Source organism: Chryseobacterium sp. NFX27 (assembly GCF_049887855.1).
Taxonomy (GTDB): Bacteria; Bacteroidota; Bacteroidia; order Flavobacteriales; family Weeksellaceae; genus Chryseobacterium.
Genome location: NZ_JAGEKK010000003.1, coordinates 298,083 through 310,119, shown reverse-complemented (window position 1 = coordinate 310,119; position 12,037 = coordinate 298,083). Strand labels below are relative to the sequence as shown.

Genomic DNA, 12,037 nt, shown 5'->3' with positions numbered 1-12,037 from the left:
CTGATTGTTCGGATGGTAAGTTTTTTCTGATATCAATATCATATTCTTTCTCGGCAAGATTAATCATCATATCGAAAAATATGACCTTTTTATCTGCAATGTAAGCCTGTTTCTCTAAAAATGCTTTCTGCTTTTCAAGCAGTTTAACTTCAGCTTCCAATTCCATAATACGCTGTTCCGGAGTCTTTTTCATGCTAAATGACGTTTGGTTTTCCCAATCAAAGGTACCATATTTTCTAAGCCAACTAACAATCGTAGAGCGTGCTTGGATACCGTATTTTTTACGACACTCAGTGATTCCTGATTTTCCTGCTTCTATTTCTCTTACAATTTGAAGCTTTAAACTTAAATTGTAATCTCTCTGTGTACGTTTGATGTACGCGGTTTCTAAATGTTCTTCCATAACGATTCTTTTTTTGTGTATCGATATTTCAGGACTAGACAAGATAAAAAGAAAAAAGACCGTCTTCATTGAGATGGTCTTTTTATTTTTTGCTAAACTAAATGTTAAGTCTTGAATTTGGGTTCATTTGCTTCAAGGCAAAGAACAGCTCAAAAAATAGTAATTAGAAAAAAGACTTCCTTTTGAGACAGTCTTTTCTGTTTTTATATATTGTTTTTGCTTTTTAAAAGATCCCTGATCTCTGTCAACAGTTGCTGATCAGCAGTAGGTCCTGCAGGAGCAGCCTCTTCTCTTTTAACAATCTTGTTGGCACCTTTGATGATCCAGAACAGTACCATGGCGATACATAGAAAACTGATTACAGCAGAAATGAAATTACCGTAAGTCACGCCGTTCCATGAAAGCTTTGAAATATTTTCTGCTCCTGCAGCCTTTAGGGCCGGATTCAGTAAAAGAGGAGTAATAACATCTTCTACCAGAGAGGAAACAATTTTCCCGAATGCTCCACCGATGATCACACCGACAGCCAGGTCAAGTACATTGCCCTTAAAAGCAAAATCTCTAAATTCTTTAACAAATCCCATAATTTATATTTTTTTAATTAGTATACACACAAAAATAGAATTAAAAAACGTAAAAAACAGTACTTTTTAGAGTTTTTTGCGCCATAAATATTGAATTATGAGCTGGATTTAATTGGCTTTTTTAGGGAATTCTTTATTTTGATTACTATTTTATTTTTGTAGTAATTACTGTAAACTGTAAAAGAAAACTTTTGTAATTTGGTTGAAATTTTACCTATCTTATGAAAGTTTTTACTGCAGAACAAATACGCCAGTGGGACCGGTTTACGATTTCGAATGAACCTGTGTCATCCATACAGCTTATGGAGAGAGCTGCTGAAGCATTAGCCGGCTGGATTTCCGAAAGCTGTAAAAATCACAAAAAAATGGCCATATTCTGTGGCAGTGGAAATAATGGTGGCGACGGATTGGCATTGGCAAGAATACTTTATATCAAGGGCTTTGATGCAGACATTTTCGTGCAAAATCCTAAGGGGAAAATTTCTGATGATGCTTCAGTAAATTTAAAAAGGCTGCGGGATTTTTCCGGGATATCAGTCAGAGAATTCAAAGAAGCCGCTCAATATAATTTCGACGACCGAACTGTTATTATTGATGCCCTGTTTGGCACCGGATTGTCGCGGCCTCTGGAAGGCGTGAGCAAGAAGGTCGTTGAGATGCTAAACCAGAAAGACTGTATTAAGATTTCCGTTGATATTCCTTCCGGGCTGCCTGCTGATACTATTTTTGAAAAAGAGCCGGTTATATTTAAAGCTGACTATACATTAAGCTTTCAGTGCTGGAAAAAAAGCTTTCTTCATCCGGAAACTGGTAAGTATGCAGGAAAAGTAGTCATTCTTGATATAGGGTTACATCCAGAATACTTAGAATCGGAAGCTGCGGAAGACTTTGTTATTGGTGAAAAACTTATCAATAGAATTTTTAAACCCAGAGAAAATTTTTCGCATAAAGGAACTTACGGAAAAGTGACTATTACAGGAGGGAGTTACGGAAAAATAGGTGCTGCAGTACTGGCCACAAGATCTGCCCTAAAGACCGGGGCCGGGCTTACCTTTACCTTTGCGCCAAAATGCGGGTATGAAATTCTGCAGACCTTATGCCCTGAAGCCATGTTTCTAGAAGGCGGAAATGAGCAGATAGAAGATTTTAAACAAGAAAGTGATACCGTTTATGCAATCGGGCCTGGTCTTGGAACACATGAAAAAACGGAAAAAGGCTTGCTGAAATTTTTAAAAGAATATACGGAGCCTTTGGTTTTAGATGCTGACGCGCTGAACATTATTTCAAAAGATCATAAAAACCTGAAGTTGGTCCCTCAAAAATCTCTCATAACGCCACATCCAAAAGAATTTGAAAGACTGTTTGGAAGTACACAAAACTCTTTTGAGAGGCTGAAGCTTGCCCGCGAAAAAGCAAAAGAATTTAATATTTATATTGTATTGAAAGATCATCATACCCAGGTTGTTACCCCGGAAGGAAAGGTTTTCTACAATATCAACGGTAATGCAGGACTTGCCAAAGGCGGAAGTGGAGATATTCTTACCGGTATTCTGGCTTCATTGCTTGCTCAGGGATATTCTGAAGAAGATACGTGTATTTTAGGAGTCTGGCTTCATGGCAGAGCCGCTGATCTGGCTGCTGAAAAATATTCCAAAGAATCTATGCTGCCTACAGATGTGATCAATACATTCGGAGATGTTTTCGAGGAATTGAACAGGCTGAACAGGATCAGATTATAATAAATAGAGACGTTTACTGTTGATTTAGAATCTTGTAAATTCTGTAAATTGTTCTTAAATATAAAAGAAAAAGGGCAAATTCGCTTATCTGCCAATTTGCCCTTTCCTATTTTATCATTACTCCGGTTTTTCGTTTTCTGCCTGAGTGATTTTGAATTTTTTTGAAATGATCATGATAACAACCCCTGCAATCATAAACGGAATGGAAAGTACCTGTCCCGTATTCAGACCTCCAATTTGGATGAATTCGTCTCCCTGAGGTTCCTTCAGGAATTCCACAAAGAATCTTACAGCCCAAAGGATAATAAAGAACAGTCCGAATAGCCATCCCTGCTGATATTTTTTGTTTGTTTTCCTGTATAATATCCATAACAATATAAACAGTAGGAAATATCCGGCTGCTTCAAGAAGCTGTCCTGGATAACGGGGAACTGTTGGGCCATATTCACTGCTCTGCTGTGGGAAAAGAATAGCAAGAGGAGAGTTGGGATCAACTGCTTTTCCTACGATCTCCGAATTGAAAAAGTTTCCTATTCTTACAAATGCACCTCCCAATGCAACTACAATTCCAATTCTGTCATATACCCAGAACGGATTCTTCTTAATGATCTTAAATGAGTAATATAAAGTAGTGAAGATCAAAGCTATTGTTGCTCCATGGCTCGCCAGTCCGGAGAACCCTGTAAACTTAAACCCGTTTTTAGTGCTTATCGGTAAAAATACACTCCAGAAATCTTCTTTGAACAGTTCAGGCTGATAGAAAATAACATGGCCTAACCTTGCTCCCAAAATAGTTCCGATCAGCGTCCACGTGAAAAGCGGCTCCAGATATTTCTGGTTAACATTGTCTATCTTAAAGATTCTTAACATGAGAATATACCCGAAACCAAAGGCAAAAACGAACATTAAGCTGTAAAAATGAAGGGTAACCGGTCCCAATTGAATGCCCTTTGAAGGATCCCAAATTTTGAAAGGAGTTTCCAAAGCGACACTGTCGGTTCCGTTAATAGGTTTAGCTGTCTTTACAGCGTATTTGAATTTGGTGATATTGTCCTGTGAGGCAGGGCCGTCAATCAGTTTAAAATCTTTATCGAAAAGCTGGTAGTGCAGACTTTTATACTTCTCTAAAGTTGTAGCACTGTAATTAAAGTATGCAGGCTCAAAATTGGACTCGTTCAGAATAACCAGGATATTGCTGTCTGTAGCTTTTTCCGGAAAAGCATTAAGATCACCTACTTCGGTAGTGGAATAGATCTTTACCGGAACACTGCCTCCGTTTACTTTCAGGGTTCCGTCAGATAATCCTCCGGGATATTGCTGTGCAAACGCAGATTGTGTAATGAATGCAAATACGATGAGGTAAATTCTGAAAAATAGATTACTCATTTCTATTAATTTAATAGTTTGTTATTGATTTAATTTTTTCGGAGGAACAGGGTCGTAACCGCTACCTCCCCATGGATGGCATTTTGAAATTCTTTTAACACCCAGCCAAAGCCCTTTAAAAATACCATGTACCTGCAGGGATTCTACCATATAATGAGAGCAGGTAGGTTCGTAACGGCAGTTTTTGGGGAGCAGGGGCGAAATAAACCACTGGTAAAATTTTATCAAAATTACCAAAGGAAAACTGATGATTTTATTGAATGTAAGTTTCAAAACAATGCAAAAATAGGGTAAAAAAATTAAAATTAGTTTAATTTTGTTATAAGTTTCAGAGACTAAAAACCTGAATCTGTTTATCCTAAAAATAAAATTATCTTGAGCCAAAATATTCCATTAGCCGAAAAATTGAGACCCAAAACCCTGGATGAAGTTCTGGGGCAGGAACATCTTACCGGTGAAAAAGGTACGATCAGGAAGATGATCGAAAATAATGCATTGAATTCCCTGATTCTCTGGGGGCCTCCGGGCACCGGAAAAACAACCCTGGCTGAAATTATTTCCGAAAAATCAGGCAGGAAATTCTATAAGCTCTCTGCAGTTTCCTCGGGAGTAAAGGATGTACGGGATGTGATAGAAGATGCTAAAAAACAAAACCTGTTTTCAGGAAAATCTCCCATTTTATTCATAGATGAGATCCATAGGTTCAATAAATCCCAGCAGGATTCATTATTGCATGCTGTTGAGAAAGGATGGATTGTCCTCATTGGTGCCACGACAGAAAACCCAAGCTTTGAAGTGGTATCTGCACTTTTATCAAGAAGCCAGGTTTATATTCTGAAGGCGTTAAGCTATGAAAAGCTTGAAGAATTAGTGGATACTGCTACTCAGCGATTCAATAAGGATGAAGGAACCTCTTTTAAAATTGCTGAAAAAGGAGCATTTATTCAGTATTCAGGAGGAGATGCCCGCAAGCTGATCAATTCTGTTGAACTTGTTCTTAATCAATATGTGAACTCAGATAAAGAAGAGATCAATAACTCAGATGTCCTGGAGATTCTGCAGGAAACAATGGCGCTCTATGACAAAAACGGTGAGCAGCATTATGATATTATCTCAGCTTTTATAAAATCTATGCGGGGAGGTGACCCGAATGGTGCGGTCTATTGGCTGGCAAGGATGATTGCAGGAGGTGAGGATATCAAATTTATTGCCCGTAGAATGCTTATTCTTGCGGCTGAAGACATCGGGCTGGCCAATCCGAACGCTTTGGTAATCGCCAACAACTGTTTTCAGGCCATTAATGTTATAGGAAATCCGGAATCAAGGATCATTTTAAGCGAAACGGCAGTTTATTTGGCTGTTTCTCCTAAAAGCAATTCAACATATATGGCCATTAATGAAGCATTAGCTCTTGTAAATAAGACTGGAAACCTGCCGGTGCCTTTGCATCTGAGAAATGCACCCACCAAGCTGATGAAAGACCTGGATTATGGTAAAGAATATAAATATGCCCATTCCTACGAAGGAAATTTTGTAGAGCAGGATTTTCTGCCCGAGGAAATTAAAGAGGTAAAACTTTACCAGCCGGGAAACAATGCTACAGAGAAAAAGATCTATGAAGAGCTTAAGAAAAAATGGAATAACCGGTATTAAAAAAAGGATATGTTCATGGGCTTGTCTTTAGTGAGGTTGCCGAATGCTGCTTAAGTGTTTTCAATAAAGCTGTCAGCTCCAAATAAGGCATTTATTTTATCCATCCTAAATAAATAGAAACGGGCATTATGGCTAGAGTTGAAGATATTATTATTGCAAAGCCATAGGAAAATTTCAGAATCAGGGGATTGTATTTTTTATGATTGATTCCTATAGAACGGAATGCGCTTTGAAAGCCATGCAACAAATGCCAGCCAAGGGAGAAGCATCCTGTCAGATAAATCAAAACCTCAATCGGACTTTGAAATTTTTCAATAAGCATTTCATATAACGGAAGTTCTTCTCCATATTGAAACTGATGAATCCGGTTAGGAATCCAAAAATTTTGTGTATGAATAACTAAGAATAGCAGGATCAAAGTGCCCAGTAAAGTCATACTTTTGCTATACCATTTAACGCCAGGTGTGCTGTCTTTATAACTATAGCCAATTGACCGGGCTTTTCTGTTCTTTCTCCACAGAGCAAGCCCCTGAACTATATGAATTGTAAAGCCAAAGATCAGAATAATTTCAATAGTTCGGATGATAGGGTTTGTAGCCATAAAATGCGCCCCAATAGTAAATGTCTTACCATTGTCGTTACAGAAAATGAGCGCATTTACTGAGGCGTGTACAATAAGAAAACTTATCAGAAATAAGCCGCTTAATGCCATTAGGATTTTTCTACCTATAGAACTTTTAAATATATTTTTTAACATAGTATCAATTTTTATAAGATAATATTGTTTTGGCTTCTATTAAAATCTGTCAGATTCACTTCTCCCAGCATCTCTCTCAATTCGGCTTCTAATTGAAAGCTGATTTGAGATATGGGAACATCATTGGCCCCTCCTTCAAATGGATTTTCAGTATTTTCACCTACTTGCGCTATAGAAGAATACAACCAGGAAATTAAGAAACTGAAAGGAATGATCAGCCAAATCATATTTCCTTTCATAACTCCGCTAACACTTTCATTTAGCCTGTTAAAATCTGCCAGTAATCCATATGGCAATAGGAACGAAAACGATTGAATTAAAAGGTTATTAATAATATTATACTGGCGGGGAAATGGTGAATTTTTTATCTGCTCACTTTTTCCCTGCAGATTGTAAAACTCTTTAATTGATTTTTCCATATCAACAAATTGTGTCACATTGATTTCCTGTTTTTCGTAAAGAGATTTCAGAGTCTTACTTTGCAGACTCAAAATTTGAGTTGAAATATTTTTTGCTTTGAGAATATTCTGCAGCTCGGCAGGCACAAGATATTTGGCCAGCTCTTCTTCAAGGGTTGTCTGTTGCTCAGGAATCGTAAAGCGTTTACGATATTCTACATTGTTTTTTTTATTTGTGGATTCCCATCTTTTAGATTCCCTCATGCTATAGCGTAAGGCAGTAACCCAGGCTATATGAGTATAAATAAGGGATTTTGAAATTTCACTATTATCCTGTAAATAATCCTGACTTACCAAACCCCAGGAACGACTATTTGATACAATAGCAGTCCATACATTCTGGGCTTCTAAAGAGCGGCTATAACTCAGGTTATTTTTGAATCCTAAAATAAATGCGGTAGCAGTTCCGAGCATGGCAATGACAGACCAGGGAATGGCTACCCATTTTACTCCGAATATATGATACAGGCATATGGGAATAAAACCTAACAGGAGCAGGGTGTAAATTTTTCCTTTAGTCCATGTCACAAATTCAATGAGGGTATATGATTTACCGATATACATTTTCTATTACTATTTGCTAAAATCGCAGGTTTAAATAACCTGCGATTTTAATTGTTACTTCAGATTGCTACAAAAGACTTTTTGTCTGTAGCCAATATCAACGTTTGTTTTCAGGCTTGGCAATCCAGGTCGCATATTCCGTAGTGCCCAAATACACCGGATTCTCGGGAGTAAGGGTTGTCTTTTTCAGTATTGCACCTGAATAGGGTGCATTAACATCCGTTTCAACTTCCAAAGACTTTTGGGTTGACAGGATGTATTGTTTTATCCACTCATCTATTTGGAATCGTTCAGGCCCACCTATTTCAAGAATTTTATTGGCCGGTTTTTCTGTTGCCACTTTGGCAAGAAATGCTGCAACTTCAGCACTTGCGATAGGTTGAATAAATGCATCCGAAAGTTTTACCTTTCCTTCTGATGTACTTGTTGCTACAATACCACCTGCAAACTCAAAAAATTGAGTAGCGTGGACTATAGTAAAAGGGACGCCGGATTCTTTAATCAAATTCTCCTGAACTTGCTTGGCACGAAAATATCCGCTTTCTTGTAATTGATCAGTTCCAACAACAGACAAGGCAATGTGATGTTGCACACCGGCTCTCTTTTCTGCCGGAAGTAAATTTTGATTTGAGGTTGTGAAGAAATTCATTACCGGTTCATCATCAAATGATGGAGAGTTGGAAACATCAATAACAATATTTGCATTTTTAAGAGCGTCTTCAAGTCCCTCTCCGGTAATCGTGTTTACTCCTGTATTAGGTGAAGCAGCAATTACTTCATGCTCGTTTTTTAACATGTTTACTACCTGGCTGCCGATAAGTCCGGTACCTCCAATGATTACAATTTTCATTTTTATTTTTGTTTATAGTTGTTAATAAAGCAAAATTGAGAATAAAAAAATCTTAAAAACTTAAACCAGTTTAAGTTTTTGCAAAGACACTATATCCATCTTTGTATTGTAATAGTCATTGGGGCTATTTGAATTATTTTCTAAAAAAAATTAAAAATGGATAGCAAAAAATTAACTGAACTTACACAGCAACTTATTTATGAGGCGACGCATTTTAATGTTCCGTATGTAAAGCAGACTTATGCAGATAATTTACTCATTGTCAAAGTTGATAAAAATGGAGTAGTGGATACCATGAACAAAGAGCAACTGGTTAGTTTTGTTCAAGGAAACAGTGATGCCAAAGCAACACCGTTTTCTACTAAAGCTGAATTTCATTACGCTGTTTGTGATGGAAATATGGGAATGGTAGTGATGACTCGCGATTTGGAATTAAATGGAAAGTCAGATCCTAAATTCTTTACACTGATCTGGGAATACTCATCTGAAAGATGGCAGGTAGTCAAAGAATCTTGTGTTGCATTTAATTAAAGGAACTTTTCAGAAGTCTGTTTCTAAACCTGGATGGTTATGGTAAATAAAAAGGAAGGTTGAGATATCAACCTTCCTGATTTAGAATGAAACTTATTGGTGGCTTAGCAAAATTAATTGGTGCAACAGCCACTCAAAGTATCCTTTTTATAAGTTTGATCTTACGTTTCGTTTATTTTATACCACTTGTGGTTAGGAAAATGGTTTTCTTTCCGTTATGGTCCTTAACTTCTACATTACCCATGATATCACCATAGATCTTTGTGTTAGTGTCGGAAAACTCATAGCCCTCAATAAAGACAGGTGTGTTTTCAGGCAGCTCGTACTGTGAGTTTAACTGAGCTAAAGATATTACATCCAAACCTTCATGGCCGTTTTTGATTTTAAATTCCGTCAAACCTTTTTCTGCAATGAAGCTGTATTTTTTTAAACCCTGTGGCAGCCCTGCAGGACTCTTATAGATATTAGAGCTCTGAACAATGGCTTTTCTTGCACTGAACATGCCTACTGTTCCGACAATATCATTGGCAACAGCAAACTTTATAGAAGGATTTTTCTGAGCAGATAAGGCTACAGATGATACTATTAAAAAAGAATAGAGTATTTTTTTCATAAACCGGAATATGTAACTGTTAAAAACTGGATAAATATAATTAATTTTTACAAAATGTGAATGAATTTTTATGATATTTTAAATATTGTATAGGAATAAAAACTTTTGTTAAGGATTTCTAATTTTAGAAAAGATGTTTCAATAGCCTGTTTTTCCAGGATGATGCGGAAAGGTGAGGACTATTAAATAACAGCTTCCGATTTTCACAACTTCTCTTTTTCATCCTTCTTTATATCCACCATGTCTCTGATTATGTTTTTCAGTCTTTGGAAAGTGAAAGAGCTCAATAATAAAATAATCCCCAGTAAGATAAATGCAGTAATTCTTGAGATATTATCCATTTGCCAGACATCATAACTGTAAAGCTTCAGCACCATAATTCCTATAAGCACAAAGCCGATTCTGCTGTATTCAGGAATATTCTTTTTTAAGCTGATATAAATAAAAATACTCGCAAGAACAGTCCAGATGATCGGAAGATAAAGGATGTTAAAATGCTCTTTGGTTTTATAGATCAGCGAAATATCGTTTACAGAACTTAAAATATAAGTATGGTAGAACCCGCAGCTTACCGCAATAACAAGCGTTACGGAAACTATCCAGTAAGAGAGTTTTGTTTTATAAAAACCGGTACTGGCGGCTGCGTTCCATAATATATAGGCAAAAGGGATCCAATGAAAAAGATGGATCATATAAAAACCGAATGTAAGTTTTTTCTGTAAAACCGCTGTAACAACCTCTGATGCTGCAAATGACGCATTTAAAGCAATAAGGATAAATAAAAGGTAAATAAGTCCGGTCTGGATAATGCATTCAATACCCAGCTTTTTTCTGAGTACCATCAGTGCAAAAATATAATAAATGCTGAACAGCAGACCAATACTTACAACAGCCGGCCATGGCATATCCGAAATATGATAGCTGATCTCCAGCAGCAGGGCAATGTATATAACGCTATAACTTACAACGGCAAAAATATTTTCAAAGAAATTATCTTCCTGCTTCTGTGTTTCGTTGATTCTTTTCAGTAAGAAGAGATTCACAATTGTGGTAGCCACGGTCACAAGACTCGTTAGAAATACCGGATTGAATATAATGGCCATATTATTTTTGTCCAGATATTCAGACCAGGTTATGATCTGTGCCATGATGACAAGCGGGAAAAGTACATAAAAGCAAGTTTTGAAAATGCTATGCCCGCTTTTTTTCCATATATAAAGAAGAAGAGTTGCTTCTACGGCCCAGACACTGGTAATAAGATGGCTCTTGAACTGAAGGGCAACAGCTATTGTAATAAGGCTGATCGTAAGTGCCGTAAAAATAGAGTAGCTGAATCCAAAACTCTTTTTCCCATATTCTCTTAAAAGCAGCAGGGCATTGACACTGGCAAAAAGTAACGGGAAAATAATGACAGGCTCATAGTTTAATGTATGGAAGATATAAATCAGGCCGATAATACTGGAAAAATTAATTAACACCAGCATTAAAGTATCCCAGGGTGAAAGTATATTTTTTTTAATATGATCCTGAAGTGCAAAAATGTAGAAAATAATATAATTGATGATATAAAAAAGAATACTGAGCAGCTCAGGCTGTTTTACAGTCCAGAAGAACAGATAAATACTGGTGAATATATAAGAAGTCCATCCCACGCTCTTCCAGTGTTTCAAAAATGAAGTGGTAAGCATGCCAATATTCAGGAGGGTAAGATAAGTGAAAAGAAAAAGATAATTACTCTGTCCCGTACTGATCATCAAAGGAGCTGAAAAACCTCCCAGCATTGCAAAAATAATTAATACTTCACTTTTATAATAATAGGCGAGGGCAATGGAAATGATGGTAACAAGACTAGTAATAAAGAAAGCCGTATTTTGGGTGAACAGATGATATTCCCGGAAAGCAATAGTCGTGGTAAAATAGAGAACGGCAATTCCGCCTCCAGTGATGATAGACGCGAAAACAGCATAATTTTTTCTCAGAAAATGTCCGGCCAGCATAATTCCTGCTCCGACTGCCAGGCCAATTCCTGCTCTTGCTGTTTCTCCAATCCAGTTTTTGTCTACAGCATATTTTACAAAGTAGCCAATTCCAAGAACAAGCGTAAAAATACCGATTATGGTCAGAATATTCTGCTTTAAAAACTCAAAAACAGGTTCCAGCCAGTCCCTTTTCGGCTCTGTAGGGGCTTCATCAGAAATGCTGGATGCAGGTACTATAATCTCCTGTACCTCATGAGCTCCGGAATTTTCTTCATTAGTCTGGGGTTGTTTGAAGGGATCTGTATTTTGCTGAGTTTGATTGATTTTTACATGTAAATCAGAAATCTCCTTCTCAAGCTTCCTGATCTTACTGTTAAGATGGTTGAAGACAAAAAAGATGATTACAATGATTAATATGACTGCAAGAAATCCACTCATTCTTTAGTTTTTACCAAATATAAAATAAATGTAACAGGATAAAAAATTAATCCACCACATATTCTGTGATGGATTAACCGTG

Annotated in this window: 12 protein-coding genes; 3 read left to right on the top strand and 9 right to left on the bottom strand. The window is 37.0% G+C overall.

Annotated elements, in window-relative coordinates; genetic code table 11:
- Both J4Q03_RS05595 and mscL read right to left on the bottom strand, forming a co-directional pair.
- Positions 1-403, bottom strand: a 403-nt coding sequence (locus J4Q03_RS05595) for a transposase (protein ID WP_426047221.1), incomplete at its 3' end; no start/stop codon positions are given.
- A 203-nt stretch (positions 404-606) separates the two neighbouring features.
- Positions 607-987, bottom strand: a complete 381-nt coding sequence (gene mscL, locus J4Q03_RS05590) for a large conductance mechanosensitive channel protein MscL (protein ID WP_202093260.1) — start codon at positions 985-987, stop codon at positions 607-609.
- 221 nt (positions 988-1,208) lie between these two features.
- Between mscL and J4Q03_RS05585 the strand changes: the two genes are divergently transcribed.
- A complete protein-coding gene (locus J4Q03_RS05585; RefSeq protein ID WP_426047220.1) occupies positions 1,209-2,726 on the top strand; it encodes an NAD(P)H-hydrate dehydratase in 1,518 nt (505 codons plus the stop codon).
- A 117-nt stretch (positions 2,727-2,843) separates the two neighbouring features.
- Here the strand turns inward: J4Q03_RS05585 and lgt are convergent, their stop codons facing one another.
- Positions 2,844-3,710 carry a prolipoprotein diacylglyceryl transferase gene (lgt, locus tag J4Q03_RS05580; protein ID WP_426047224.1) on the bottom strand — a complete coding sequence of 289 codons (867 nt, stop codon included), beginning with the start codon at positions 3,708-3,710 and terminating at the stop codon, positions 2,844-2,846.
- A 423-nt stretch (positions 3,711-4,133) separates the two neighbouring features.
- Entirely contained in the window at positions 4,134-4,385 is a 252-nt protein-coding gene (gene yidD / locus J4Q03_RS05575) for a membrane protein insertion efficiency factor YidD (protein WP_426047219.1), read from the bottom strand.
- A 102-nt stretch (positions 4,386-4,487) separates the two neighbouring features.
- Here yidD and J4Q03_RS05570 point away from each other — a divergent pair, with 102 nt between their 5' ends.
- Entirely contained in the window at positions 4,488-5,765 is a 1,278-nt protein-coding gene (locus J4Q03_RS05570; RefSeq protein WP_426047218.1) for a replication-associated recombination protein A, read from the top strand.
- Between the two features lie 91 nt (positions 5,766-5,856).
- Here J4Q03_RS05570 and J4Q03_RS05565 read toward each other — a convergent pair whose 3' ends face one another.
- The 3 genes from J4Q03_RS05565 to J4Q03_RS05555 form a co-directional block, all read right to left on the bottom strand.
- Positions 5,857-6,522, bottom strand: a complete 666-nt coding sequence (locus J4Q03_RS05565) for a succinate dehydrogenase cytochrome b subunit (protein ID WP_426047217.1) — start codon at positions 6,520-6,522, stop codon at positions 5,857-5,859.
- Between the two features lie 11 nt (positions 6,523-6,533).
- On the bottom strand, positions 6,534-7,544 hold the full coding sequence (locus J4Q03_RS05560) for a bestrophin family protein (RefSeq protein WP_426047216.1): 1,011 nt from the start codon (positions 7,542-7,544) through the stop codon (positions 6,534-6,536).
- Positions 7,545-7,641: 97 nt separating this feature from the next.
- Complete coding sequence (locus J4Q03_RS05555) at positions 7,642-8,394, bottom strand: SDR family oxidoreductase (protein WP_426047215.1); 753 nt, start codon at positions 8,392-8,394, stop codon at positions 7,642-7,644.
- A 156-nt stretch (positions 8,395-8,550) separates the two neighbouring features.
- On the opposite strand from J4Q03_RS05555, the gene J4Q03_RS05550 reads away from it, so the two are divergent.
- Entirely contained in the window at positions 8,551-8,925 is a 375-nt protein-coding gene (locus J4Q03_RS05550; RefSeq protein WP_426047214.1) for a hypothetical protein, read from the top strand.
- A 172-nt stretch (positions 8,926-9,097) separates the two neighbouring features.
- Here J4Q03_RS05550 and J4Q03_RS05545 read toward each other — a convergent pair whose 3' ends face one another.
- Both J4Q03_RS05545 and J4Q03_RS05540 read right to left on the bottom strand, forming a co-directional pair.
- The gene (locus tag J4Q03_RS05545; RefSeq protein WP_426047213.1) at positions 9,098-9,538 is read right to left on the bottom strand and encodes a hypothetical protein; all 441 of its coding nucleotides are present in this window, start codon (positions 9,536-9,538) and stop codon (positions 9,098-9,100) included.
- 203 nt (positions 9,539-9,741) lie between these two features.
- Positions 9,742-11,955, bottom strand: a complete 2,214-nt coding sequence (locus tag J4Q03_RS05540) for a DUF2339 domain-containing protein (RefSeq protein WP_426047212.1) — start codon at positions 11,953-11,955, stop codon at positions 9,742-9,744.
- Positions 11,956-12,037 lie beyond the last annotated feature (82 nt).

Excerpts from the sequence above, each read along its gene's own strand:
- J4Q03_RS05550 (WP_426047214.1), top strand. The coding sequence starts at position 8,551 with ATGGATAGCAAAAAATTAACTGAACTTACACAGCAACTTATTTATGAG.
- J4Q03_RS05540 (WP_426047212.1), bottom strand. The coding sequence starts at position 11,955 with ATGAGTGGATTTCTTGCAGTCATATTAATCATTGTAATCATCTTTTTT.
- J4Q03_RS05585 (WP_426047220.1), top strand. The coding sequence starts at position 1,209 with ATGAAAGTTTTTACTGCAGAACAAATACGCCAGTGGGACCGGTTTACG.
- J4Q03_RS05545 (WP_426047213.1), bottom strand. The coding sequence starts at position 9,538 with ATGAAAAAAATACTCTATTCTTTTTTAATAGTATCATCTGTAGCCTTA.
- mscL (WP_202093260.1), bottom strand. The coding sequence starts at position 987 with ATGGGATTTGTTAAAGAATTTAGAGATTTTGCTTTTAAGGGCAATGTA.
- J4Q03_RS05555 (WP_426047215.1), bottom strand. The coding sequence starts at position 8,394 with ATGAAAATTGTAATCATTGGAGGTACCGGACTTATCGGCAGCCAGGTA.
- J4Q03_RS05560 (WP_426047216.1), bottom strand. The coding sequence starts at position 7,544 with ATGTATATCGGTAAATCATATACCCTCATTGAATTTGTGACATGGACT.
- J4Q03_RS05565 (WP_426047217.1), bottom strand. The coding sequence starts at position 6,522 with ATGTTAAAAAATATATTTAAAAGTTCTATAGGTAGAAAAATCCTAATG.